25 protein-coding genes are annotated in these 23,658 nt (G+C 68.0%); 13 read left to right on the forward strand and 12 right to left on the reverse strand.

Annotated elements, in window-relative coordinates; all coding sequences use genetic code 11:
• The first annotated feature begins 50 nt into the window (after positions 1-50).
• Positions 51-2,474 (forward strand): glycoside hydrolase family 2 TIM barrel-domain containing protein, encoded by a 2,424-nt coding sequence (locus ACWDRB_RS52825; protein ID WP_449907974.1) that lies wholly within the window; start codon positions 51-53, stop codon positions 2,472-2,474.
• A gap of 270 nt (positions 2,475-2,744) precedes the next feature.
• The gene (locus ACWDRB_RS52830) at positions 2,745-3,806 is read left to right on the forward strand and encodes a glycoside hydrolase family 43 protein (protein ID WP_449907976.1); all 1,062 of its coding nucleotides are present in this window, start codon (positions 2,745-2,747) and stop codon (positions 3,804-3,806) included.
• Positions 3,807-4,050: 244 nt separating this feature from the next.
• Here ACWDRB_RS52830 and ACWDRB_RS52835 read toward each other — a convergent pair whose 3' ends face one another.
• From ACWDRB_RS52835 to ACWDRB_RS52860, 6 genes are all read right to left on the reverse strand, one after another.
• Entirely contained in the window at positions 4,051-5,622 is a 1,572-nt protein-coding gene (locus ACWDRB_RS52835) for an RICIN domain-containing protein (RefSeq protein ID WP_449907978.1), read from the reverse strand.
• 64 nt (positions 5,623-5,686) lie between these two features.
• Positions 5,687-6,802: a lectin gene (locus ACWDRB_RS52840; protein ID WP_449907980.1), complete on the reverse strand. Its 1,116-nt coding sequence runs from the start codon at positions 6,800-6,802 to the stop codon at positions 5,687-5,689.
• 642 nt (positions 6,803-7,444) lie between these two features.
• Positions 7,445-7,939, reverse strand: coding sequence for a TetR/AcrR family transcriptional regulator (locus ACWDRB_RS52845; RefSeq protein ID WP_449907982.1), 495 nt, complete (start codon positions 7,937-7,939; stop codon positions 7,445-7,447).
• A complete protein-coding gene (locus ACWDRB_RS52850) occupies positions 7,932-8,273 on the reverse strand; it encodes a hypothetical protein (RefSeq protein ID WP_449907984.1) in 342 nt (113 codons plus the stop codon). Before ACWDRB_RS52850 ends, ACWDRB_RS52845 begins: the two co-directional genes overlap by 8 nt.
• Before the next feature lie 232 nt (positions 8,274-8,505).
• A complete protein-coding gene (locus tag ACWDRB_RS52855) occupies positions 8,506-9,459 on the reverse strand; it encodes an HAD-IC family P-type ATPase (RefSeq protein ID WP_449907986.1) in 954 nt (317 codons plus the stop codon).
• Between the two features lie 450 nt (positions 9,460-9,909).
• A complete protein-coding gene (locus tag ACWDRB_RS52860; RefSeq protein ID WP_449907988.1) occupies positions 9,910-10,302 on the reverse strand; it encodes a phosphoribosyltransferase family protein in 393 nt (130 codons plus the stop codon).
• Between the two features lie 6 nt (positions 10,303-10,308).
• Here ACWDRB_RS52860 and ACWDRB_RS52865 point away from each other — a divergent pair, with 6 nt between their 5' ends.
• From ACWDRB_RS52865 to ACWDRB_RS52890, 6 genes are all read left to right on the forward strand, one after another.
• A complete protein-coding gene (locus tag ACWDRB_RS52865) occupies positions 10,309-10,773 on the forward strand; it encodes an anti-sigma factor antagonist (protein ID WP_449907990.1) in 465 nt (154 codons plus the stop codon).
• Between the two features lie 294 nt (positions 10,774-11,067).
• Entirely contained in the window at positions 11,068-12,459 is a 1,392-nt protein-coding gene (locus ACWDRB_RS52870; protein ID WP_449907992.1) for an RtcB family protein, read from the forward strand.
• A 3-nt stretch (positions 12,460-12,462) separates the two neighbouring features.
• The gene (locus tag ACWDRB_RS52875; RefSeq protein ID WP_449907994.1) at positions 12,463-12,864 is read left to right on the forward strand and encodes an archease; all 402 of its coding nucleotides are present in this window, start codon (positions 12,463-12,465) and stop codon (positions 12,862-12,864) included.
• A 90-nt stretch (positions 12,865-12,954) separates the two neighbouring features.
• On the forward strand, positions 12,955-13,149 hold the full coding sequence (locus ACWDRB_RS52880) for a DUF1918 domain-containing protein (protein ID WP_449907996.1): 195 nt from the start codon (positions 12,955-12,957) through the stop codon (positions 13,147-13,149).
• A gap of 120 nt (positions 13,150-13,269) precedes the next feature.
• Entirely contained in the window at positions 13,270-13,704 is a 435-nt protein-coding gene (locus ACWDRB_RS52885; RefSeq protein ID WP_350737732.1) for a CBS domain-containing protein, read from the forward strand.
• A 69-nt stretch (positions 13,705-13,773) separates the two neighbouring features.
• On the forward strand, positions 13,774-14,046 hold the full coding sequence (locus ACWDRB_RS52890; RefSeq protein WP_449907998.1) for a hypothetical protein: 273 nt from the start codon (positions 13,774-13,776) through the stop codon (positions 14,044-14,046).
• 105 nt (positions 14,047-14,151) lie between these two features.
• Here the strand turns inward: ACWDRB_RS52890 and ACWDRB_RS52895 are convergent, their stop codons facing one another.
• Both ACWDRB_RS52895 and ACWDRB_RS52900 read right to left on the reverse strand, forming a co-directional pair.
• Positions 14,152-15,075 (reverse strand): alpha/beta fold hydrolase, encoded by a 924-nt coding sequence (locus ACWDRB_RS52895; protein WP_449908000.1) that lies wholly within the window; start codon positions 15,073-15,075, stop codon positions 14,152-14,154.
• Between the two features lie 41 nt (positions 15,076-15,116).
• A complete protein-coding gene (locus ACWDRB_RS52900; protein ID WP_449908002.1) occupies positions 15,117-15,839 on the reverse strand; it encodes a hypothetical protein in 723 nt (240 codons plus the stop codon).
• 335 nt (positions 15,840-16,174) lie between these two features.
• Here ACWDRB_RS52900 and ACWDRB_RS52905 point away from each other — a divergent pair, with 335 nt between their 5' ends.
• Entirely contained in the window at positions 16,175-16,474 is a 300-nt protein-coding gene (locus ACWDRB_RS52905) for a universal stress protein (protein WP_449908122.1), read from the forward strand.
• A 488-nt stretch (positions 16,475-16,962) separates the two neighbouring features.
• On the opposite strand, the gene ACWDRB_RS52910 is transcribed toward ACWDRB_RS52905, so the two are convergent.
• Positions 16,963-17,577 (reverse strand): Rv1733c family protein, encoded by a 615-nt coding sequence (locus ACWDRB_RS52910; protein WP_449908004.1) that lies wholly within the window; start codon positions 17,575-17,577, stop codon positions 16,963-16,965.
• A gap of 236 nt (positions 17,578-17,813) precedes the next feature.
• Here ACWDRB_RS52910 and ACWDRB_RS52915 point away from each other — a divergent pair, with 236 nt between their 5' ends.
• Both ACWDRB_RS52915 and ACWDRB_RS52920 read left to right on the forward strand, forming a co-directional pair.
• Entirely contained in the window at positions 17,814-18,665 is an 852-nt protein-coding gene (locus ACWDRB_RS52915; RefSeq protein WP_449908006.1) for a universal stress protein, read from the forward strand.
• Positions 18,666-19,074: 409 nt separating this feature from the next.
• The gene (locus tag ACWDRB_RS52920) at positions 19,075-19,797 is read left to right on the forward strand and encodes a flavodoxin family protein (protein WP_449908008.1); all 723 of its coding nucleotides are present in this window, start codon (positions 19,075-19,077) and stop codon (positions 19,795-19,797) included.
• Here the strand turns inward: ACWDRB_RS52920 and ACWDRB_RS52925 are convergent.
• Positions 19,703-20,413, reverse strand: coding sequence for a hypothetical protein (locus ACWDRB_RS52925; RefSeq protein ID WP_449908010.1), 711 nt, complete (start codon positions 20,411-20,413; stop codon positions 19,703-19,705). The genes ACWDRB_RS52920 and ACWDRB_RS52925 overlap by 95 nt on opposite strands.
• A 187-nt stretch (positions 20,414-20,600) precedes the next feature.
• Complete coding sequence (locus tag ACWDRB_RS52930) at positions 20,601-21,770, reverse strand: acyl-CoA dehydrogenase family protein (RefSeq protein WP_449908012.1); 1,170 nt, start codon at positions 21,768-21,770, stop codon at positions 20,601-20,603.
• Positions 21,771-21,884: 114 nt separating this feature from the next.
• Between ACWDRB_RS52930 and ACWDRB_RS52935 the strand changes: the two genes are divergently transcribed.
• Positions 21,885-22,598, forward strand: a complete 714-nt coding sequence (locus ACWDRB_RS52935) for a TetR family transcriptional regulator (protein WP_449908014.1) — start codon at positions 21,885-21,887, stop codon at positions 22,596-22,598.
• On the opposite strand, the gene ACWDRB_RS52940 is transcribed toward ACWDRB_RS52935, so the two are convergent.
• Positions 22,588-22,998: an organic hydroperoxide resistance protein gene (locus ACWDRB_RS52940; RefSeq protein ID WP_192785113.1), complete on the reverse strand. Its 411-nt coding sequence runs from the start codon at positions 22,996-22,998 to the stop codon at positions 22,588-22,590. The two genes, ACWDRB_RS52935 and ACWDRB_RS52940, sit on opposite strands and share 11 nt — an antisense overlap.
• Before the next feature lie 80 nt (positions 22,999-23,078).
• On the opposite strand from ACWDRB_RS52940, the gene ACWDRB_RS52945 reads away from it, so the two are divergent.
• Complete coding sequence (locus tag ACWDRB_RS52945) at positions 23,079-23,651, forward strand: TetR/AcrR family transcriptional regulator (protein ID WP_449908017.1); 573 nt, start codon at positions 23,079-23,081, stop codon at positions 23,649-23,651.
• The last annotated feature ends 7 nt before the right edge of the window (positions 23,652-23,658 follow it).

Raw genomic sequence — 23,658 nt, forward strand, 5'->3', positions numbered from 1 at the left:
GTTTTCCCGCACGTGCGCCTGACCGCCGTCAAGACCGGGACGGACGCGTCATGACCCGTCGTCGGGAGCTCATCAACAGGGCGTGGAAGTTCGCCTACGGCGACCCCGCCGGCGCGGTCGCCGAGGACTTCGACGACGGAGACCTCTACGACGTCGGCCTGCCGCACTCCTTCGGCATCCCGTATTTCATGGATACCGGCTTCTACGTCGGCCGCGGCGTCTACCGGCGGGTCCTCGACATACGTCCCGAGGATCTCGGCAAGTATCTCGCGCTGGAGTTCCAGGGCGTGTTCCAGGATGCCGAGGCGTACGTCAACGGGAGTCAGGTGGGCCGGCACCTCGGCGGCTACACGGCCTTCGCGATCGACATCTCCACCGCTGTGCGCGCCGGGACCAACCAGCTCGCCGTACGGGTCAGCAACGAATGGAATCCGCGGCTTGCGCCCCGCGCCGGAGAGCACACGTTCAACGGCGGCATCTACCGCGACGTCGCGCTGATCGTGGCCGAGCGCACCCGCATCGCCTGGTACGGCACGTTCGTCATCACTCGATCGCTGCTGGACGGCGACGCCGTCATCGACGTGGCCACCGAGCTGGTCAACGACGGCGACACGGACTTCGAGGGCGACCTGACCGCCGAGATCCGCCTGGCCGGAGAACCGACCCTGCGGTTACACCAAAACGTGTCGGTGCCGGCCGGAGCCACCAGCACGTGCCATCAGGAGTTCACCCTGCCTCGCGCGCGACTGTGGCACCCCGACACGCCGCACCTCTACACGCTGGAGCAGCGCCTGATCCAGGACGAGCGCTGCCTGGACCAGACCGTCACCACCTTCGGGGTGCGCACCGTCGAGTTCACCGCCGACAAGGGCTTCTTCCTGAACGGCGAGCACCTGCCGATCCACGGCGCCAACGTGCACCAGGACCGTGCCGGGTGGTGCGACGCGGCGACCCACAGCGGCATCCGCCGCGATGTGGCGCTCATCCGCGAGAGCGGCATGAACTTCATCCGCGGCTCGCACTACCCCCACCACGAGCAGTTCGCCGCCGAGTGCGACCGCCAGGGCGTGCTGTTCTGGTCGGAGCTGTGCTTCTGGGGCATCGGCGGAGAGAGCGCCGAAGGGTTCTGGACCGCCAGCGCCTACCCACCGCACGAAGCCGACCGCGCGGAATTCGAGGACAGCTGCCTTCGCGCGATGACGGAGATGATCCGCGTCAACCGCAATCACCCCAGCATCATCGCGTGGAGCACCGGCAACGAGGTGTTCTTCAGCGACGACGAGGTGATCCCGCAAGCCAAGGACCTGACCCGTCGCCTGGTCGACCTGGTGCACGAGCTCGACCCCACCCGGCCGGCCGCGGTGGGCGGCGCCCAGCGCCGTGGCTTCGACGAACTCGGGGATGTGGCCGGCTACAACGGCGACGGGGCCTCGCTCTACCACAAGCCACCGTGGCCCAATCTGGTCTCCGAGTACGGCAGCCTCGTCGAGGACCGCCCCGGCGCCTACGGCCCGCGATACGCCCACGGCGTCGAAACCCCGCACCCCTGGCGGTCGGGCATCGCCCTGTGGTGCGGCATCCACCACGGCAGCATCGTGCCCGACATGGGCCGGATGGGCTTCATCGACTATTTCCGCCTTCCCCTGCGATCCTGGTACTGGTACCGCCAAGAGCTTCGGGGCATCGAACCACCCCCGTGGCCGCTCCCGGGCACCGCGACGGGCCTGCGGTTGAGCGCGGACCGCATGACGATCGCCACCGACGGCACCGACGACACCCGGATCATGGTGGAACTCCTCGACGCGTCAGGTCACGTCGTCGCCGACGAACGCCCTGTGCGCATCGAGGTCGTCGAGGGCGGCGGCGTCTTCCCCACCGGAACCTCGATCACGCTGTCCCCCGAAAACCGCGGCCTGCTCGACGGGATCGGCGCGATCGAGTTCCGCTCCTACTTCGCCGGCCCCAACACGCTGCGGGCCGGCGCGGACGGGCTGGCCCCTGCGGAGCTGACCATCGAGGCCGTCGGCGGGGAACCGTGGCGTGGCCGGCCTCGCCGCCTGGCCCCCGGCCCGCCCACGCGCTCGTTCATGCGCTCCCCCGACACCCCGCGCCTGCTGTCGGCCAAACGGCCCGTCTTCAGCAGCGGCTCACTGGCCGACCGTCCGGCGCACCTGATCACCGACTACTCCACCGGCGAGGGCTGGATCAGCGCCACGAACCGACCGGGCGCCTGGATCCGCGTCGACCTCGAGGGCCTGTGGCGAGTGGACACCGTCACGGTGCTCCTCGGCGAGCCGGACGCCGTGCCGTACCGGCTGGAGGTCTCCGACGGACAGGCCGCCGAGGAGGTGGCCGCCGGCACCACCGAGCGGCGGATGTCGTTCGACCTGCGAGGCCGCGCTCTGCACACGGTGAAACTCGTGTTCCCAGAGGCTCCGGCCGAGGTCAAGGAGGTGAGAGTCCATGGTCGCTGACCACCCCTGATCACAGCCTTCTCCAACACGCTTCAGGCCATGGAGGGCAGATCGAGCCGGACGGGCTCGTCGCGGTCGCAGTACAGTCTGCCGTCGACGACTCGTGCGGCGGCGACCTGGAACGAGGAGCGGCGGGTAGCGTGGGCGCCGTCGTCCTCGGTGGCGGTGCTGGAGCGGCCGGGATGCGTTTTCGCGGAGCGGCCATATGCCGCACTTCGTGGTGGCGACTTTCCCTGCGCACCCGTCCTTTCCCTCTGCTCAGGAGCATTTGTGCATCAGCCGAAACCGGTCTACGCCGGCTACCTGCTCGTCTACTTCGTCGGCAGCCCCGCCGCCGACGACGAACGGATCCGGATGGCGCTCAGCCTCGGCAACGATCCGTTGCACTACCGGGAGTTGAATGCCGGAAAGCCGATCCTGACCTCCGACCTCGGCACCAAGGGAGTGCGCGACCCTTTCCTGATCCGCTCCCCCGAGGGCGACAGGTTCCACCTGATCGCCACGGATCTGCTGACGTCCGGCGGCGACGAGGACCCGGTACAGCTCATCTGGGACAGAGCCGAGCGCACCGGCAGCAAGTCGATCGTGGTCTGGGATTCCACAGACCTGGTCAACTGGACCGGTCAGCGCCTCATCAAGGTGTCCGGCGACACCGCGGGCAACACCTGGGCACCGAAGGCGTGCTACGCCGAAGAACTCGGCAAGTACGTCGTCTTCTGGGCCTCGAAGCTCTACGCCCAGGACGACCCAGACCACACCGGAACGACCTACAACCGGATGATGTACGCCACCACCACCGACTTCCGCAAGTTCAGCGAACCCAAGGGCTGGCACGATCCAGGGCATGCGGTCATCGACTCGGCCGTGATCAAGCACGACGGCGTCTACTACCGTTACACCAAGGACGAGCGGGACCAGACGCCTTCCGTGCCCAGCGCCAAGCTCATCACCGCCGAGAAGTCCCGAGAACTGACCTCCACCACCTATGACTTCGTGGCCGACCGCATCGGCGACGGGGAGATCGACCGTGGCGAAGGCCCGGCCGTGTTCAAGTCGAACACCGAAGAGAGGTGGTACATGTTCATCGACGAATTCGGGAGGCGCAACTACGTCCCGTTCGAGACCACCGATCTCGACTCCGGAAAATGGATGCCCTCGACGAGCTACCAACTGCCCCCTGGAGCCAAGCACGGCTCGGTACTCCCCCTCACCCGGGCGGAGTACGACCGGCTGCTGAGTGCTTACGGCGGCCAAGAGAGCGATTCCCGATCACGCACGATCGACCACAGTCCTCTCCGCCCCCTTGCCACGCGCCGGTCATGGTGGCGCTGAGGTTCCAGGCGGACAAGGCGCATTGGGCGCACCGCCACAGCGGTGCACCCAACGCGGCCGTTCATGGCGTCGTCGCGCACAGGCCACAGCCATCACCGTGACCCTCGCCCTGGTAGCCGCCGGACCACAGGTCGGTGGTGCGGCAGGTCGCGGCGCAGGGCCGTCGGTCGACGGAGTGGACGGTGCTCCGCCGGTTGACGTGGGGGACAGATCGTGCGTTGTGGCCTGGGCGCCTTCGCCAGGCTCAGGCGCGGCTCCAGCGTTGGTTGGCGCCGCCGTTGCACGACCAGATGGTCAGCTTGGTGCCGTTGGCGGTGGCGTTGTTCGGCACGTCAAGACACTTGTTCGCCCCGACGGCGGTGATGGTGCCGTCGGAGTTGAAGCGCCACTTCTGGTTGTCCTGGCCGTTGCAGTCCCAGATGATGACGTTGGTGCCGTCGGCGGTGCCCCGGTTGTACACATCCAGGCACTTGCCGCCGTAAACCCGCAGCTCGCCGCCCTCGGTCGCCGTCCACTGCTGGCCGGCCTGGCCGTTGCAGTCCCAGATCTGCGCCTGCGCGCCGTTCGCCTGCGAGACATCAAGACACCTGCCCGACCCCACGCCCCTGATCGTCCCGGTGGGCGGGGGCGTGACGATGCCCCCTCCGGTCACGACATACATGGCCGCCCCGTGTCCGGGGACCGACGCGCTGATCGTCCCGGACGAGGAGGACGTCGTGTGCGCCCACAGGTCGCGCACCGAGTAGGAGGACGCGGACCCCAGCCCCAGGGCGGCGGCGGTGGTGGAGACCGTCGAGGTCGAGGTGCCCCGGTTGAGCAGAACGACCGCGACCGAGCCGTTCGACATCGGCTTGCGCCAGACCTCCAGGTTGCCGTTGTCGCTGATCTTGTGGCCCTGTCTGCCGCCCCAGTCCTGGTTGACCGCGATGACCTCGGTGTTGGTGAGGATCGTACGCGTGTCGGCGCTCATCGTACGGATGTCGTTTCCGGCGATGAGCGGCGCGTTCAGCAGCGACCACAGGCTGAAGTGCGCGCGGCCTTCGGTCCCCGTCACCCCGCCGACGCCCACCTCCAGCATGTCCGGGTCGTTCCACCCGCCGGGGCCCGAGTACGCGTCGAGCCCGACCTGCTGGTCCAGGATGCCCGTGATCGAGTTCCAGTTGGCCGCGATGTCGCCGGTGTTACGCCAGGAGTTGCCTACCGGCATCCCCCAGGTCCACACGCTCTCCTGGCCCCAGTTGCACAGGCTGTACACGATCGGACGCCCGGTGGCGGCCAGTGCGTCCCGCATGGCCGTGTACCGCTGCTGCCCGTTCTGGCCCCGGTGATCACCGCAGTTGTCGTACTTCAGGTAGTCGATCCCCCAGGACGCCCACAGGGCCGCGTCCCGTCGCTCGTTGCCCAGGCTGGCCGGGTACCCCGCGCACGTCGTGGTTCCGGCCGAGGAGTAGATGCCGAGCTTGAGTCCCTTGGAGTGGACGTAGTCGGCCACGGCCTTGATGCCGTTGGGGAACTTCTGCGGATCCGGCACCAGGTCACCGTTGGAGTTGCGGTTCTTGGTGGACCAGCAGTCGTCGATGTTGACGTAGGTGTAGCCCGCCGCCGCCATGCCGCTGGAGACCATGGCGTCAGCCGTCTGACGGATCAGGGAGTCGTTGACGTTGCAGCCGAAGCTGTTCCAGTCGTTCCAGCCCATCTGGGGCGTGCGGGCCAGGCCGTTGTCCAGCGCGGCGGCCGGCGACGTCTCACTGCCGATCGCGACGACGGAGCCGGCCGCGAGTACCGCCGCCACTGCTAAGCCAAGGATTCTGCGCATCTGATTCCTCTACCTACCGGGGTGTCGGGGGAGATCTCCGGGCGATCCACCGGGATGTCAGGCGTCAAGAGCGGGTCCAGCGCTGGTTGGCGGCGCCGCCGCAGGACCAGATCTGGAGTTTCACGCCGTTGGCGGTGGAGTAGTTCGGCACGTCCAGGCACTTGTTCGCGCCCACGGCGGTGATGGTGCCGTCGGAGTTGAAGCGCCACTGCTGGTTGGTCTGGCCGTTGCAGTCCCAGATGATGACGTTGGCGCCGTCGGCGGTGCCGGCGCCGTAAACGTCCAGACACTTGCCGCCATAGACCCGCAGCTCACCGCTCGCGGTCGGCGTCCACTGCTGGTTGGCCTGGCCGTTGCAGTCCCAGATCTGCGCCTGCGCGCCGTTCGCCTGCGAGGCGCCGGAGACATCAAGACACCTGCCCGACCCCACACCCCTGATCGCGCCCGCACCAGGTGTGCCGCTCCCCGGCTGGCCGATGCTGCCCGATACCGATTGAAGCGCGCCGTACCAGGCGGCGGCCATCTTGTCGTAACCACCGGCGGTGGGGTGGATGCCGTCGATCAGGTCGGAGGTCGTCAACTTGCTGTGCATGTCGACCAGGTGGACACGTTTGCCACTGTTCACCTTGCTCTGGACGATGCCGGGGATCGCCGCATTGAAAGTGCGGGCGACCGACTCCTGGCCGGAGTTGGACAGCGGGATGATGGTGGCGACGAAGACGTCCGCGTCGGGCACGGCTGTGGTGATGTGGTCGATCAGCGTGGACAGCCGCTGCGGGGCACCGGCCACGTTGTAGTTCTGCAGGACATCGTTGGTGCCGATGTGCAGCAGCACCGTGCGCGGTGTGTACGTACGCAGCCAGCCGGTGATGTTCGCGTCGATCTGGTCGATCCGCCACCCGGGATGACCCTCGTGATCGTGGTCACCCAGGCTGCCCGGCCCGTTGAACTGCGACCCGACGAAGTCGACCGTGTAGCGGCCGGCGGCCAGGCGCTGCCATAACCCGATCCGGTACCCGCCCGGCACCTGCGTGCCCTCGGTGATCGAGTCGCCCAGCGGCATGACCCGCACCCCGCCGTTGGACTCCGCGGCGGCTACCCCCGCCCCCATCGCCGCACCCGCTACCACCAAGGCCACGGCCATCAGCGTGGCGGCGCACCATCGCCCCCACGTACGCATGCTCAATCCCTCGCGGCGGTCAGGAAGCGGATCGAATCGAGTAGCAATGTTCACGCCAACGCACTTGCGCTCCGGCCCACTTGTTGTGGACACGAGGACCTCCTTTTGGTGGATCGGCAACTTGGGATCGTGCTGAGTGGTCGCCGTAACCGGCCCACGGTGGGCACGGTCGGGTGCTGTCCCCTTCGGCATGCCGGCGGCGGCTCCCGATATCGTTGTTAGCGTTAACATTGCTTTGGTCAATCCGGGACTCCTTCCACACCGGCCTGCTGAGGTGGTGGTGTGGCGGAGCAAACATGACGCGAGAAGATCCGTCAAGGGCCCGCTCTCTTCCGCCGCGTGCCGAAGCGGCCTGATCAGAGCTGACCCGGCGCGGTCACACTGTCACGGCGGGCGAGCTGATGAAACGTTCATCCGGCGGCGGCGCGGCATGACCAGGACGCGCCAGCGCACAGGCCTCCTGGGCGCCGACCACCGATCGAACCGATTCGCCTACGTCTTGACATGTTTCGTAGCCGTTTCCACACTGAGTCCGCAAGGCGGCTACCTCCTGCCGGAGTCGGTGGTGAACGGCAGGAGTCCTCGACTGTGACGCGTCCGGCGATGGACCGGTCGTGGATCGCGGCTGCCTCCCCCGATGTCTCATTGGAAGGCCGTGCAACCCGCGGTCCAGGCGGGTTCCAGGTCGGCTCCGGGCGGAAACCGGCCGTCGAGTTCGAGCATCACCATCCCGTGCGCGAATGCCCACACCGCGCGGGCCAGATCCGCGCGGCCGTGCATGGCGCGCAGGACGGGACCGGCGGCCCGCTCCTCGAGCCCTTCGGGCAGCAACAGCCGCGGCAGCGGATTGGTGGTTGTCAGCCGGTAGAGGTGCGGCCGCGCCAATGCGAAGCTCCGGTAGGCGCGTGCGCAGGGCAGCAGCCCGGGCTCGGCGGCCTCGAGCGCCTCGGTCATCTCGGTCAGCCCGATCACGGTCAGCTCCAGCTCGACGGCCGCCTTGTCGGGAAAGTGCTTGTAGAGCGACGGCGCCCGGATGCCGACGCGCTCGGCGATGCTCCGCATGGACATCGCCTCGCGGCCGTCGGCCTCCAGCAGCTCCAACGCGGCCACGACGATCTGCTCGCGGCGGTCAACCACGCCGCACCACCCGTCCGACTACGAGCCGCGTCGCCCAGCCGAGCCCGGCGGTGAACAGCGGCGGCCAGCCGATCGGTGAGAGGGAGTAGCCGACCAGGATCACGACCGGAATCCAGCCGGAGTTCGCGACCGCGACGATCCAGCGCCGCCCGCCCGCGACCTTGCCGGACAGATCCGGCAGCAGGAAGAACGCCACCGCCGCCGCCGTGGTCGGCAGCCCGTACTTCGCCGACTCGAACACGGCGAACGCTCCGAGGAATCCGGCGAGCAGCACCCACCCCGCCCAGCGCACCCACGTGCCCCATCCCCAGCCCCGCATGGCCTCAACGCTCATGACGTCTCCCTTCGCAATGGCTAACGGCGTTAGCTGATATCGAGAGCATAAGCTAACACCGTTAGCCTTTCTAGAGTCGGGCAGCCGCTCGCCGAGGCACGGCAGGCGGTCACGGTCCTGGCTGAGCGGGCGCGGCGTGCGCACCGCAGGCGGATATGGATCTCGCAGAAGACCATCTTCGTCGCCCGCTACCTGCGGTTGCGTGAGCTGCAGCGGGAGATCCAGGAAAGGCTCAACGTCGTGGAGTCCTCCAACGAAGCAAACTCCGGCCCTCGGTGAGGGTGCCGGTCTTGTCGGTGGCGAGGACGGTCACCGCGCCGAGGCTCTCCACGGCGGGCAGCCGGCGGACGAGCGCGTTACGCGCGGCCATCCGGCGGGCTCCCAAGGCCAGGCTCAGGGTCACGACCGCGGGCAGGGATTCGGGTACGGCCGCGACCACCAGGCTGATCGCGGTCACCACCATCAGCTCGGCCGGCTGCCCGCGGACCAGTCCCAGCGCCAGCACCAGCGCGGACAGCGCCACCGCGACCCGGGCCAGCAGGCGGCCGACCCCCACCAGGCGCCGCTGCAACGGCGTCAGACCGGCCCCCTTGACCATCATGGAGGCGATCCGGCCGCTCGCGCTCGCCGCCCCTACGGCGGTGACCACTGCCCGGCCACGCCCCCGTACCACGACGATGCCCGAGGAGACCGGATCGTCGCCGGTCTTGTCCACCGGCACCGACTCTCCCGTCAAGGACGACTCGTCCACGAGCAATGCCGCCGACTCCACCACCGTGGCGTCGGCCACGACGATGTCACCTTCGGCCACGACCAGCAGGTCTCCCACGACGACGCCGGCCGCCGGGACCTCCGTCTGGGAGCCGTCGCGGATCACGCGCGCCACCGGCGCCGTGAGCTGTGACAACGCGGTGATCCCCCGGTCGGCGCGGACCTCCTGCGCCACGCCGACGGAGGTGTTGACGACGATCACGAGCATGATCACGGCGGTGTCGGTCCAGTCGCCGGTGACGATGGTCAATACCGCCGCCACGAGCAGGACGATGATCAGTGGATCGCGAAGCTGGGCGGCGACCCGTCGCCACAGCGGGACGGGTGGCTTCTGCGGGAGCGTGTTGGGCCCACCCTGCTCCAGGCGCGCCGCCGCCTCCGCAGATGACAGTCCGGAGCGTGTGGGGATCACCACGTCTTCCTCCTTGATCCGCGGTCGGCCAAGGCGCCGCATCGTCTCGCCTACCTGTTTTCGCAGGAAACGAACCCGGAGCCCAGGGACGAAGGGCCCGCCCGGCAAGGCCGGACGGCAGGCGTAGCCGTAGGCGCGAGGTGGAGCGCAGAGGCGGCGCCGAGAAGCTCATACGCCACGAACCGGCAGGGTCAGCGCTTTCCGTCACGGAGCGCCAAGGCGAAGGGACTGCTCACCACTCTCGACGCTGCGGGGATCGAGGAAGCTCTCCGCCATGCCGAGCACCGCCTGGGCGATGAAGGATGAGGCGGTCCTTGGGGGCCCTGTCCCGTACTACGCCGGACCAGCTCTCATCCCACGCGCGTCCTGCTGAAATGGTCGGTGAACCAACGGAGGCCACGTACCGGTTACGAGGACTGTACCGGCTGCTACCACTACCGCGCACGAAGATCACTATCCCTTTCCACGCACCGTGCCCTCGGCGGTAGGCGGTGCGGCCCGTTGCAGCAGTTCGACCACCTGCTCGTCGGTGTTCTGGGTGGAGTCGGTGTACCAGGAGCCAATGGCCCACAGAGTGGGAGGCGTCTCCAAGCGGGTCACCTCGTCGGCGTCCTCGCGCAGACCCTCAATCGTGTCCGGCGTTCCGACAGGGACCGCCAAGATCACTCGCGCGGCCCCGCGCGCACGAGCCACCTGGCAGGCGGCCCGAGCGGTACTGCCCGTGGCGATCCCATCGTCAACCAGGATCACCGTACGACCCGCAAGGTCGATCGGTGCGCGATCGCCGCGAAAGCGGCGAGCACGGCGCGACGCCTCGGCCTGCTCGCGCTTCTCCACTTCGGACATCTCCTCATGCGTCACATCCGCCAATCGGACGACATCCGCATTGATCACGCGTACGCCGCCCTCTCCGACCGCGCCGAATCCCAGCTCGGGCTGGAAAGGCACTCCCAGCTTGCGGGGATCGCCCTTGGGCGGCAGTACCTGGCCGGGGTCACCATCATCATGGTCAGCGGGGAACTCGACCTGGCGACTGCCGATGAGCTGGAGGAGTTTGTACGCCGAGTCCACCGAGCCGGCGATCAAGTCGTCATGGACTGCACCGGGTTGAACGCGTTGCTGCGCCTACGGCAGGAGATCAGCCGTGATGGCGGCACCCTTCGGCTGGTCGGCCTACAGCGTGAGCCCATTCGTGTCCTGCGGCTCAGCGGAATGGACCGGTGGTTGCCGACGCACGACAGCCTTGAGCAGGCGCTCACCGCGGCCACTGGGCGCAGGCACCGGGGCACGCCAGGCGGCCTCATCAGCAGCACCTGACGGCCCTCACGTCGCGGTGGTGCCACGGCCGGCCACAAGGCTGAACGGTCCTGCCCCAGCTCGCTCGAGAAGGAGCGGGGCGTCAGGGCGTCCGTCGAGAATCGCCGGTATGGCCCACACCGAGCCGTCTGCGCCGACCAGATCAGGCCGAACGGGCCGGGGTTAAAGGTCTTTCGCCCCTGAGGGGATCAGCCGGCGGGAGGGAGGATGGACATTGCCCGCGAGGCGGGCGAGGGAGTCACTCGCTCCGCGGGTCTGACAGGTTTCGTCTCCAGACCCTCATGAGGAGCCCGGATGGAGCTCGTCGAGGAAACCTCCCATCGATTCCGCGTCGACAGGCATGGGGCCATGCGAGTGCCCGGGATCGTGTTCACCTCCCGCGCACTGCTGCCTGAGGACGAGGCGCTCCAGCAGGTGATCAACGTGGCGACCCTGCCGGAGATCGTCGGCGCCTCGTACGGGATGCCCGATCTCCACTGGGGGTACGGCTTCCCGATCGGCGGCGTGGCGGCCACCGATGTGGCAGCGGGTGGTGTCGTCTCGCCTGGTGGGGTCGGGTTCGACATCTCCTGTGGGGTGCGGCTGCTGGCCGCGGACGTGGACAGTGAAGGGCTGCGCCGCGACCGGCTGATGGATCTCCTCGACGTCACGATCCCGCGGGGCCCGAGCAGGGATGCGGTCTGGCAGTCGCCCGGCCGTGCCCGGCTCGAGAACATCCTGTACGGCGGCGCCCGCTACGCCGTCGAGCAGGGCCACGGCGTCGCCCGCGATCTGGAGCGCTGCGAGGACCGCGGAGCGGTCGCCGACGCCGATGCCTCTCACGTGAGCACGCGGGCCATGGAACGCGGCCAGGGTCAGGTGGGCAGCCTGGGCTCGGGCAACCACTTCCTGGAAGTGCAGGCGGTCGACCAGGTCTACGACGAGAAGGCGGCAGCCGCCTTCGGGCTGCGCGCCGGCCAGGTGTGCGTGATGATCCACTGCGGATCGCGCGGGCTCGGGCACCAGATATGCACCGACCACGTCCGCGCGATGGAGGTGGCCATGCCCCGATATGGCATCGAGGTTCCGGATCGGCAGCTCGCCTGCGCGCCGGTCGGCTCGCCCCAGGGCCGGGCGTACCTGGGGGCGATGGCCGCTGCCGCCAACTATGGCCGGGCCAACCGTCAGCTGCTCGGCCAGGCGGTGAGGCGCGCGTTCGCCGAGGTCACCGGCGCGGAACTGGAGTTGGTGTACGACGTCTCGCACAATCTCGCCAAGATCGAGAAGCACGACGGCAGGCTGCTGTGCGTGCACCGCAAGGGCGCCACCCTCGCCCTGCCGCCCGGCCATCCAGATCTGCCCGCCGACCTGGCGGCCGTCGGGCAGCCGGTGCTGATTCCCGGGACCATGGGCACGGCGTCATACGTGCTGGTCGGCGTCCCCGGCGGCGAGGCGTTCCATTCCACCTGCCACGGCGCCGGCCGTACCCAGAGCCGCCACCGGGCGGCGCGCTCCATCAGCGGCCGTGAACTGCGCGATCGGCTGGAGGCCCGCGGCATCGCCGTGCGCGGCTCCACCTGGCGCGGCCTGGCCGAGGAGGCCCCGGCCGCGTACAAGGACGTCGACGAGGTGGTGACCGCCGCCGAGTGCGCGGGATTGTGCCGCAAGGTGGCCAGGCTGGTGCCGCTGGGCGTGGTCAAGGGGTGAGAGATGGCCCGCGGGCATCGTACGCTGCCGCACACGGCCGACACCCGCATCCAGGCCTGGGCGCCGACGGTCATGGAGTGCATCGCCGAGGCGGTCCTCGCCATGAGCGACAGCTTCCTGGACACGGCAGGTGGGGTCGCGTACGCCGAGCGGCGCGTGCGCCTCGCGCCGGGCCGCCCGGAAGATCGGCTCGTCGCCGCGCTCGATGAGGTGATCTACCGGATGGACACCACCGGTCAGGTGCCCATCCGCGCCACGCCGGAGGAGGACGGGCTGCTGCTGGCGACGGCAGAGGTCGAGACGATGGCGCAGACCGGGGCGGTTCCCAAGGCGGTCACCCTGCACCGGCTGGCTTTCGAGCAGCGCGGGGACCAATGGATGTGCACGGTCACCCTTGACGTGTGACCGCCGGCCGACGCTCGGGTCCTGCCGCCGGAGTCGGCATGCCGAATGGGGGAAGAGCGTCCCTTGAGGGGAGAGGACCAACGGAGGTGCATGATGAAGGCTGTTGTTGGAGACAAGCTGGTCATCGAGGGCCGTCACGAGAGTGATCCGCGCCGGGTCGGCGTCATCACCGAGGTGGAGCACACGGACGGCTCGCCGCCCTACATGGTGCACTGGTTCGACTCAGAGCACGACACCCTGGTGTTCCCAGGGCCCGATGCGAGGGTCGAGCACGTGAACGCATGAGGCACCCCAGAGAGTTCGTCGAACGATTTTTACATCTTCCGGCGACACGCCTGCCCATGCTCGGACCAGCACGGGTAGGGGGAAATGAGAGCGCTTCGTACCCTGTTGGGGAGGCGAGCGATGGATATAGGCGAAACCGGAGTGAAAGCCCGGGACGTGATGCACGAGGGGGTCCAGTGCATCGGCGAACACGAGAGTTTGCGCGTCGCCTCGCAGATGATGTGCGATCTCGGCGTCGGCGCGCTGCCCATCTGCGGGGACGACGACCGGCTCAAGGGCATCGTCACTGACCGGGACATCGTGGTCCAGTGCTGCGCCCACGGCGGGGACATCGACCAGACCACCGCCGGGGAGCTGGCTCGTGGGCTGGTATGGGTGGATGCCGATGCCAGCATCGAGGAGGCGCTGTTCAAGATGGAGCAGAACCACGTCAAGCGCCTGCCCGTGATCGAAAGTCACCGCCTTGCCGGCATCATCAGCGAGGCCGATCTCGCGAAAGAACTGCCCGACAACAAGCTTGCCGAGTTCGTTCATCGCGTTTACGCACTCGACTGACACGCCGGCCTGATACTCCGCTGCCGGCGGGGTGGTGGACCGCGATGACTCCGCAGCGAGCCGGCCTCGGTGACGGCGGAGCGGTTCCAGGTGCTTGCTTCGGTCAGGACGTGGCGCCTGATCGTGGTCGATCCGCACACGGTCGCGCTGGAGGCCATCTGCGCTGTCGAAGTGGAGATGCTGACCGCCGTGCCGTTGCTCGCCCGGGAACTTGGTACGGGATCACTCGGTGTGCAGGAGCCGCGGGACGGGATCGTGATGGTCGCGCCCGACCCGGGCGCGACCAAGCCGGCCGAGCATTACGGCGCGTTGCCGTCGTGTCCCGTGGCGGTGTTTGTGTGACTGGGCCGAAATCGGCCTCGGTCGGCACGAGGGTCGCGTGCTTCCTGCCTGTGATGGCTGGCAGCCCGTGCTGTGCCGCGCCGTCGGCCAGCGGATCGGTCGCGGTCAGCGAAGGCCGCCGCTCTCCTGGGTTGCGATGAAGTCGAGCACCGCCCGCGAGAAGGCTTCCGGGTACTGGAACAGTGAGCCGTGGCCCGAGTCGGGGTAGATGATGAGCTGTGCGTTGGGGATCTTCTGGGCCATCAGGAACGCGTTCGCCGGCGGGACCATCGCGTCCCGGATGCCGTTGACGATGAGCGTGGGCTGCTTGATGTTGTGCAGTTCGCCCAGTGTCGAGCCCTTGCCCGCCCACCAGTCGTTGACCGCCTTGCGGAGCGCGACCCCGGCCTCGTCGGTGACATTGGCTCGCTCGGGTCGCTCAGGCGTGTAGATGCGCCCCAGGTAGTTCGCGGTGGCGGCCTTGCCGGTTTCGGAACTGCTGAACCACATCGCCTCGTACGTCTCCTGCGGGCTGCGGGCCATCTTGGTCCACTCCTCGACCTCGGGGCCCTGGAGCACCGCTCCTTCGCCGCCGCCTCCGCCCGTGCCGACAAGGATCAGGTAGCGCACGAGGTCCGGCCGCGTGAGCGTCAGGCGTTCCGCGATGTAGCCGCCCATCGAGAATCCCAGCAGGTCCGCCTGGGAGATGCCGAGCTCTTCAATGAGGTGAATCGCCGTGCCGGCCATCTCCGCGATATCAGCCCCGACCTTGCCGTCGGAGAATCCGACGCCCGCGTTGTCGAAGACGATGACGTGGCGTTGGGCGGCGAGTCGCTCGATGACCACAGGATCCCAGTCATCGATGCTGCCGACGAAACGACTGAACAGGACGAGCGGCACGCCGGTGCGGTCCCCGAACTCCCGGTACGCGAGGCGCGTGCCTTCGACCTCGACATACTGGATGGGAGTATCTGCATAAAGCGTGGACATGTCAGGCCTTCCAGGAGCACGCGACGCGCCCCCACGCCATGTTGAAAAATCGATCGCCATCTGAATGGTAACGATTCCAGGGATCGCCGCTTCCGGGTGATTCAGCTCATGGTGACATTTTCAATCTCGATCCCGATCGACCAATTCTCCGAAGCGGAATTATCCGGATTCCTCCGATGGACTCGCCGTCGAGTTGGGAAAATGATTCCGTGAAAATCCTTGTATTCGCCGACGTACTGAGCAACAGCAACGCCGACATTCACATCCACGTTGTAGTCGAGGCGTCGGAGCATACCGTTTTCAGCGAAGTAGAAGGTCTGCTCCGAACTGTGCGCGGCAATGCTGTCGGGGTACTTGACGTGCAGTCGCCGCCACGCCTCACCGCTCTCCTCCCACCGCGCTCCCTCGCGCGACTCCATCCCCGGATACGTGAAGAGGAATGGCGTGGTCAGGTAGTTCCACATGGCGTACCCGAGGAAGTAGCCCACCTGAAGGGACTCCCACGGCGATGCCAGGTCGTACCCGCCGTAAGTGGAGCGGATTCCGGTCCGGCTCTCCAGGGTGCCGCCGTCCTCCGCCACCAGCGAGACCTGGTCCTCACTACGATCGAAGATCATATCCTGGCCTGGGGCCGCCCAAGGAGAAAACCGTATCCGCTCCTGACGCGTCTCGGCGGTGAGCTTCGCATGAAAAGGCTCATCCGAGAACCCTCTGACTTTCCAGAAGGGGCCGTGGAATTGCGCATCAACGCTCAGTTCGCCGATCTGCGACCAGCGCTCCAAGCCACCGTGGGCCGTGAGGACATGATTCAGCAGGTCGTTCATCCCACCCCCGCGTGGATTGCGACGTCTCATTATCAGCGGCCAGGGGAAAATCAGCATGCCGCAGATCTGCGAGGGCATACAGCATGATTCTCCGCCGCTCTTGGGCCAGCCCAACCTACCCCTATGCGTCTGCCGTAAACCCCATCTACGCAGCTAAAGCCGCATGTGAGTACTCATAGGGGACCCCCCGAGCCGGTCTCGTCGGCATATGTTCAGCGCGATGACTCGCTCGGGACTCGTGATCGGATCCGGAACGGGACGCAGATGGCGTTCGTTCCACAGCAGGCATCGGTCGAGGAGATCGCGGCGGCACGATTGCACCCAACGTCTGCCGCATATCATCGAGGGCACCCCGCGTAGAGGTGACCGAGTCGGGCTTCCGTGGAAATCCCATCGCGGCGCTGTGCGAGACTTCCGCTCGTGCCGACCTGGTCGTCGTGGGCTCGCGGGGCCGGGGGGTGATCCGCTCAGCCATGCTCGGCTCGGTCAGCCACGGTGTCCTGCACTACGCATCCTGCCCGGTCGCCGTCGTACGGCCACGTGTCCGAGCCGACCGAACACGTTCGGGGGTCGTTGCTTTACTCAATGGAGCCGGTGGTCAGAGTTCCCGGGCTGCACACGGCAAAGACCTGTGAGGCGCTCTCCCTTCGCCGGTATGGTCCGGATCAGGTGGCTAGGGGTCGCCGGTCAGTCTTTCGGCTTTCCGACCTCTCAGCCCTTCCCTTGATCCTCCATCGAGGCTCTCAGGTCGGACTCCCTCGCTCGTCTCACAGGCCTAATACCAACTTCCCGCCGTCCGGTTCGTCTCGCTAGGGACGGAAGTCCTTCTCTTTGAGGACCAATGGCCCTGGCGCCGCGGCCCAAGCCCGGGTCGGCCGGGAACGCCTCAGGGACGGTAAGGCACCCGCCGATCTGGGCATCAGGGCTGGCGATCTGGGTTTTCCGGAGAGGACTTCCACGTCGTTCTCTCCGATCTCGAGCGGGATCGCCGTACGTCAGCGCGTTCTTCGGATCGGTCAGCCATGCCCTAGTCCAGTACGCCAAGGGCCCGCTGGTCGTGATCGCCGTGGCGGACAAAGCCTGATCTTCGACTCTCGCTGTACGCCGTGTGAGATGTAACGGGCTACCCGTCAGGTTTGCGGCGGCGCCACCGCGCGCTCGCCTCCGCCCAGGAGGCGTCCCACGCCGCGTACCGCCCTCTGTCGAGCAACCCTCTGAAGGCCCGGAAGGCCAACGACAGGGTAGCCGCTGATCCCACGACGACCAGGAAGGCCGCGACCGTGGCGCCCGTCAGTGTTTCCGCGTGGCTCGTCGGAGGAGTGGTCAACTCGCCGTGACCGTCGATCCATACCTTTACGGACGTACCCGCTCTGGTGCCCGCGGGCACGGCCACCTCGCCCATCTTCCAGTGACCGGACGGAGCCATCCACCGCGCGGGAGCGTGTGATCCCGGCTCCGCGCCATCCTCGCCACTTCCGGTAGGAAGGGTGTACGGCGCATCCCGGGCCAGAGTCGCCGTCACTGACTGGCGGATGCCCTGGCCGGCTCGCTCGGCCTGCAGACCTCTCTCATAGATCGCCCGCCCCACGACGACGGCCGGCCAGACGCTGAGCAGCAGCAGAATCAACGTGGCGGCCACACCTGCCGCTTCCAGCCGATCGGAGCGACGACGCAGCGGATTCCGTCCCAGCCAGTACCGGCGCACTCGAAGCAACACCCACTGACTCGCGCGCCTCATCACGCACCTCCCCCTATTTTTCAGCCTCCGGCGATGCAACGGTTCACGACAGGGGCATATGACCCGACCTCAGCGGGCCCTTGGACCTCCTGTTCACAAGGGAGATCTGGCCTCAGCTCACCGAAGGCGAACGACTCCGGGTGAACGGCCAGCCTTGAGGATCTTTGCCGTGGTTTTGCCACGCTTCGGGCAGAGGGCCCGTACGACGTCCTCAACGGCCAGCGAAAGGCGCAACCATGAACGACGTCATCGTCGTGGGGACTGACGACTCGCCGGGCGCCGACACCGCCATCGCTTGGGCTGCTGCCGATGCCACGCGCAAAAGGCTCCGGCTTGAGCTCGTACATGTGATCGAACACGGCTCCTACGAACTTCCGCGTTTCCCGATCCCTGGTCTGCTGGAGGGCCTCAGGGAGGCCGCCGAGGCCATGCTGGAGAAGAAGGCCCAGGCTGTCATGGCCCGCTGGCCCGGCATCGAGGTCGCCACCAAGGTGAAGATCGGATCGCCGGTGGCCGAGCTGCGGGCGCAGGCGGAGCCGGCCGCCGAACTGGTGGTCGGCTCGCGCGGCCGGGGCAGATTCGCCAGCGCGTTGCTCGGCTCGGTCAGCCTGCGATTGGCGGGCCACGCCCACGGCACGATCGTCGTCGTACGCTCGATCGCGGCTGACCATGGGCGGCTCGTGGTAGGTCTGGACGAGACCGACTCCTCAGAGCCTGCCCTGGCCCACGCCTTCAACGAAGCGTCCCTGCGCGGAGTGCCGCTGCACGTCCTCTACGCCTACGCCGTCCCCATTCACGCGGTCACGCTCGACCTGGACCGGCTGCAACGAGCCCAGTACGACTTCGTCCACGATCGGCTCACCCCTTGGCGGGCCGAACACCCTGAGGTCGACGCGATCGCGGATATCACCTCCGTACATCCGGTCGCGGCGCTCACTGAGGCGTCCAAAGACGCGGACCTGCTCGTGGTGGGCAACCGCGGGCGTGGGATAGCGGTGCTCGGCTCGGTCAGCCACGGCGTGCTGCACCACGCTCAGTGCCCGGTCGCCGTGGTCCGCCGCCGTGGCGACGATCAACCTGGCCACTGACCCCTCTTTGTTGAGTGGTTCGCCGACGCCGGCGATGAACCAGGCCCCCACGCCATGAACGGCGGCTCGTGACCGCTATCAGGTGCTTGGCGGCAGCGGTTCGACGACGCTACGGGAGCTGGGCCGGTGATCGGGCGGCTCTACGCCGACGCGATCGCCGGAGCCACTACCGAGATCGAGTACGTCGACGGCACTCGCGTTGTGCTGGAGACCGCCCGCTGGTTCGAGTGCGCCGTGGCCCGCACGTCGGTGACTGGTTCGGGTGGGCGATCGGGTGAGCCAGACGGCGCAGCCGTCCATCACCTCGTCCCGTGGCTGCCGCAGTGCGGCGAGCCTGCTGGCCGAAGAGCAGGTACGGTCCGAAACTGCCCACGGAGGCACCTGGCCCGCATCGAAGGGAACCGTCGTGATGACAGTCAACGGAGCGCCTGCCCGGTATGACGATCTGCGGGCGCTGTTCATCAACTGCACCCTCAAGAAGAGCCCCGAGCGCAGCCATACCCAGGGCCTGATCGATCTCAGCGCGCACATCATGGACACGCAGGGTGTAAGCGTCGAGCAGTTGCGGGCGATCGACCACGACATCGCCACCGGTGTGTGGCCGGACATGACCGAGCACGGCTGGGAGAGCGACGAGTGGCCCGCCCTCTACCAGCGGGTGCTCGCCGCCGACATCCTGGTCATCGCCGGGCCGATCTGGCTGGGCGACAACAGTTCGGTGACCAAGAAGATCATCGAACGGCTGTACGCCTGCTCCAGCCTGCTCAACCGGGCCGGCCAGTACGCCTACTACGGGCGGGTGGGCGGCTGCCTGATCACCGGCAACGAGGACGGCGTCAAGCACTGCGCCATGAACGTGCTCTACAGCCTGCAGCACCTGGGCTACACCATCCCGCCGCAGGCCGATGCCGGCTGGGTGGGCGCCGCCGGACCCGGACCGTCCTACCTCGACCCGGGCTCGGGTGGGCCGGAGAACGACTTCACCAACCGCAACACCACCTTCATGACCTGGAACCTGCTGCACCTGGCACGCATGCTCAAGGACGCCGGCGGCATCCCGGCCCACGGCAACCAGCGCTCGGAATGGGACGCCGGATGCCGCTTCGACTTCGACAACCCCGAGCACCGATAGAGGCGATTCGGCTGGGTACGCAGGCTCCGGTGGAGGCGCTCAACGGCGGTTGGGCCGTAGCTCCCGCAAACGACCGACGCCCTCCGGCTGGGCCCACCGTTCGGCCCGGCAGTCCGCCGACGTTGGTGGCGGTCGTCCTTGATGTCGCTGAAGAGGGCCTCGGTGAAGAATCTCCAGGACTGTGCCCTGTTGCCCGCTCGGGCCGGAACCACTCGCACCCCGGGGTGGCGAACGTCAGCGGCAGCCAGTCGGGCAGGTTGACGATGTCCTCGTTGGTCACGGTGCGTCCGGCAACCTCGGAGTCGAGGCGGTCGTAGCAGCCCGCCACGTACGTGCCAGGCGTGCGCGACTCGCCGTCCGGGGTGGCGCCCCGGGTGGCGAACCTGCCGTTGCCGAGCGTGCACAACGCCTCCCTCAGTCCCTCTCGACCGAGATCGAAGCCGTCGTACACGATCTCCCAGGCGGGGCCGATGCCGCCCATATCCAGGACGCTGCCCACACAAGCCCTGTCCAGCCCTCTCCGGACGCCCTGCCCCCGTGACCCCAAGAAGCAAGGACGTCTCTGATGCCACCGTGCCGAGCGGCAGCTTCCGCCAACTGGACCCAGATCGGACATGCCCTGTCCACGGTGGGCGAGAAGGTCAGCGACCACCCGCAGACTCGTGCTTGCCGGGTGTCGGTCTTGTGAGTCGAGCGCTCCACCACGGAACAGCGACGGAACACCGCTCTTCCGAGCGGCACCGCCTACGTGCGCGACCCGGCTTCGCGCATGATCACTTAACCGGGTTCCGCACGTTGACTGCCTACTTGAGGAGCTGGCGGGCCATCACCAGGCGCTGGATCTGGTTGGTGCCCTCGTAGATCTGGGTGATCTTGGCGTCGCGCATCATCCGCTCGACCGGATAGTCCCGCGTGTAGCCGTACCCCCCGAGCAGTTGGACGGCGTCCGTGGTGATCTCCATGGCGGCGTCCGAGGCCGCGCACTTGGCCGCGCTGGAGAAGAAGGTCAGCTCCTTCACCGGAGTCCCGCGCATGGCCGTCTCGGACATGCCCGCGGCCGTGTACGTGAGCTGCCGGGCCGCCTCCAGCTTCATGGCCATGTCGGCGATCATGAACTGCAGGCCCTGGAAGTCGGCGATCGGGCGACCGAACTGGCGGCGTTCCTTGACGTAGCCGATCGCGTAGTCGAGGGCGCCCTGTGCGATGCCGAGGGCCTGGGCGGCGATGGTGACGCGGGTGTGGTCGAGGGTGGCCAGGGCGGTCTTGAAGCCGGTGCCCGGCTCGCCGATCATGCGCCAGGCCGGGATGCGGACGTCCTCCAGGATCACCTGGCGAGTCGGTGAGGCCTTGATGCCGAGCTTCTTCTCCTTGGGGCCGAAGGAGACGCCCTCGTCGGACTTCTCCACGACGAAGGCGGAGATGCCGCGCGCGCCGGCCGAGGGGTCCGTCACCGCCATCACCGTGTAGTACTCGGACACGCCGGCGTTGGTGATCCACATCTTGGTGCCGTTGAGGACGTAGTCGTCGCCGTCCCGGACCGCCCGGGTCTTCATCGACGCCGCGTCCGAGCCCGCCTCCGCCTCGCTCAGCGCGTACGAGAACATGGCCTCGCCACTGGCCACCGAGGACAGGTAGCGGGACTTGAGCTCCTCCGACGCCGACAGCAGGAGCGGGACCGTGCCGAGCTTGTTGACGGCCGGGATGAGCGAGGACGAGGCGCACGCCCGCGCCACCTCCTCGATGACGATCACCGTGGCCAGCGCGTCCGCCCCCGCGCCCCCGTACTGCTCAGGGATGTGTACGGCGTGGAAGTCGGCCGCCACGAGGTCCTTGTAGACCTCCCAGGGGAACTCCTCGCTCTCGTCCGCGGCGGCGGCCTGCGGGGCGATCTTCTCCTCGGCGAGGGCCCTGATCGCCTCGCGGAGCATGGGGTACTCCTCCGCCACGTCGTGCAGGTGGCCGGCCAGGCTCATACGCTTCTCCCAACTCAAGGACAGGCACTCAGTGACTTAAGATAAGGCACTGAGTGACATGACGCCAGAGCAGGTGTACGGTGAAGCCCCCCGTTGGCGGATGGAAGGGAGCAGATGTCCGCGAGGCGAGACGCGCGCCGGGAGTTGATGTCCGCGGCCATCAGCATGTCGCTCGAGGCCGGGTTCGACGCGACCACGGTGGACGAGATCGCCAAGGCCGCCGGAGTGGCCAGGCGGACGTTCTTCCGGCACTTCCGCACGAAGGAGGACGCGATCCTCCCCGACCACGACGCGTGCCTGGGGCGGGTGACGGAGTTCCTGGAGTCGGCCTCCCCGCTGCGCTCGCCGCTCCTCGTGATCGCGGACGCCGCCGGGATCGTCCTGGACATGTACGCCGAGGACCCGGAGACCGCCGTCAAGCGGTACGAGCTGACGCGTCGGGTGCCGGCGCTGCGCGAGTGGGAGATCGCCGCCACCAGCCGCTACCAGCGGGCCTTCGTCGGCTACATGAACGGCCGCCGCGCGAAGGACGAAAGGCCGGAGTTCCGGCTGCGCCACGAGGTCGCCTCCGCCGCCGTGGTGGCCGCGCACAACCACGTGCTGCGCGGCTGGCTGCGCTCCGCCGGCCACGGGGACGTACGCGCGCGGCTCGCGGCGGCGATCTCGGAGGTGACCAAGGCCCTCGGCCCCTGGGTGGACGGCCTCGAGGCCGAGGCCGTCGCGGACGAGGTCATGGTCGTCCTCACCACCCGCCGCACGCCGCTGTGGAAGATCGCCGAGGAGATCGAGGCCGTCACCGGCCGCCCCGACGACCCCGCTACTCGATGACCAGGTTGACGGGGATGTTGCCGCGGGTGGCGTTGGAGTAGGGGCACACCTGGTGGGTGGCCTCGACGAGCTCCCTGGCCGCCTCCGGCGCGATGGAGTCGGGCAGCTCGACCCGGAGCGTGGCCTCGAGCTGGAAACCGCCCTTGCCGTTGGGCGACAGGCCGATCTCGGCCGTGACCGACGCGTCCGAGACGTCGAGCTTCTGCTGCGCGCCCACCAGCCGCATCGCCGAGGCGAAGCAGGCGGCGTAGCCGGCGGCGAAGAGCTGCTCGGGGTTGGTGCCCTCGCCGTCGCCGCCCAGCTCCTTCTGCATGGCCAGCTTGACGTCCAGCTTTCCGTCCGAGGAGACCGCGCGGGCGTCGCGTCCGGCGGAGGTGGCGATGGCGGTGTAGATGCTCATGTCGTTGCCCTTCGTTAGACAGACCTGTCTGTCTGCCGCTAAGCATGAGAATAGACAGGTCTGTCTGGTACCGTCAACTCGTGAGCGCAGAAACGTTGGAGGGCCGTCGCCCCAGCCCGGCGCGCGAGCGCGTCCTCGAGACCGCGACGCGCCTGTTCTACACGGACGGCGTCCACTCGGTCGGGATCGACCGGATCATCGCCGAGGCGGGCGTCGCCAAGGCGACCTTCTACCACCACTTCCCGGGCAAGGACGACCTCGTCCGCGCCTACGTGGTCCAGCAGACCTCGCTGCAGCGCACCCTGGTCACGACCCTGCGGGCCACCTCGCCGCGCGAGAAGCTGCTGGAGATGTTCGCCTACATGTGCGAGTTCGGCGCGGGCACCAGCTATCGCGGCTGCCCGTTCGTCAACACGGCGGCCGAGTATCCCGACCCCGCCCACCCCGTACGGCAGGCCATCAGCGAATATCGCCGCTGGGTCCGCGACCTCTACCGCGACCTCCTGGCCGCCGACGGCCACCCCGACCCGGAGCGGACCGCCGACATCGTCCTGCTGCTCAGGGACGGGCTCGTGGTCGGCTTCGACCTCGACGATCCCGCCACGGTCCGCGCCGCCGTCCAGGAGGCTCTCACCAGGGTGCTGGCCACCTGAGCCTCCC

Source organism: Nonomuraea sp. NPDC003707 (assembly GCF_053587055.1).

Bases quoted from the DNA above. Each gene is read 5' to 3' on its own strand.
- ACWDRB_RS52825 (WP_449907974.1), top strand. From the start codon at position 51: ATGACCCGTCGTCGGGAGCTCATCAACAGGGCGTGGAAGTTCGCCTAC.
- ACWDRB_RS52835 (WP_449907978.1), bottom strand. From the start codon at position 5,622: ATGCGCAGAATCCTTGGCTTAGCAGTGGCGGCGGTACTCGCGGCCGGC.
- ACWDRB_RS52840 (WP_449907980.1), bottom strand. From the start codon at position 6,802: ATGCGTACGTGGGGGCGATGGTGCGCCGCCACGCTGATGGCCGTGGCC.
- ACWDRB_RS52850 (WP_449907984.1), bottom strand. From the start codon at position 8,273: ATGAGCGTTGAGGCCATGCGGGGCTGGGGATGGGGCACGTGGGTGCGC.
- ACWDRB_RS52860 (WP_449907988.1), bottom strand. From the start codon at position 10,302: ATGTCCGAAGTGGAGAAGCGCGAGCAGGCCGAGGCGTCGCGCCGTGCT.
- ACWDRB_RS52865 (WP_449907990.1), top strand. From the start codon at position 10,309: ATGCGTCACATCCGCCAATCGGACGACATCCGCATTGATCACGCGTAC.
- ACWDRB_RS52870 (WP_449907992.1), top strand. From the start codon at position 11,068: ATGGAGCTCGTCGAGGAAACCTCCCATCGATTCCGCGTCGACAGGCAT.
- ACWDRB_RS52875 (WP_449907994.1), top strand. From the start codon at position 12,463: ATGGCCCGCGGGCATCGTACGCTGCCGCACACGGCCGACACCCGCATC.
- ACWDRB_RS52880 (WP_449907996.1), top strand. From the start codon at position 12,955: ATGATGAAGGCTGTTGTTGGAGACAAGCTGGTCATCGAGGGCCGTCAC.
- ACWDRB_RS52885 (WP_350737732.1), top strand. From the start codon at position 13,270: ATGGATATAGGCGAAACCGGAGTGAAAGCCCGGGACGTGATGCACGAG.
- ACWDRB_RS52895 (WP_449908000.1), bottom strand. From the start codon at position 15,075: ATGGCGATCGATTTTTCAACATGGCGTGGGGGCGCGTCGCGTGCTCCT.
- ACWDRB_RS52900 (WP_449908002.1), bottom strand. From the start codon at position 15,839: ATGAACGACCTGCTGAATCATGTCCTCACGGCCCACGGTGGCTTGGAG.
- ACWDRB_RS52910 (WP_449908004.1), bottom strand. From the start codon at position 17,577: ATGAGGCGCGCGAGTCAGTGGGTGTTGCTTCGAGTGCGCCGGTACTGG.
- ACWDRB_RS52915 (WP_449908006.1), top strand. From the start codon at position 17,814: ATGAACGACGTCATCGTCGTGGGGACTGACGACTCGCCGGGCGCCGAC.
- ACWDRB_RS52920 (WP_449908008.1), top strand. From the start codon at position 19,075: ATGACAGTCAACGGAGCGCCTGCCCGGTATGACGATCTGCGGGCGCTG.
- ACWDRB_RS52925 (WP_449908010.1), bottom strand. From the start codon at position 20,413: ATGTCCGATCTGGGTCCAGTTGGCGGAAGCTGCCGCTCGGCACGGTGG.
- ACWDRB_RS52930 (WP_449908012.1), bottom strand. From the start codon at position 21,770: ATGAGCCTGGCCGGCCACCTGCACGACGTGGCGGAGGAGTACCCCATG.
- ACWDRB_RS52935 (WP_449908014.1), top strand. From the start codon at position 21,885: ATGTCCGCGAGGCGAGACGCGCGCCGGGAGTTGATGTCCGCGGCCATC.
- ACWDRB_RS52940 (WP_192785113.1), bottom strand. From the start codon at position 22,998: ATGAGCATCTACACCGCCATCGCCACCTCCGCCGGACGCGACGCCCGC.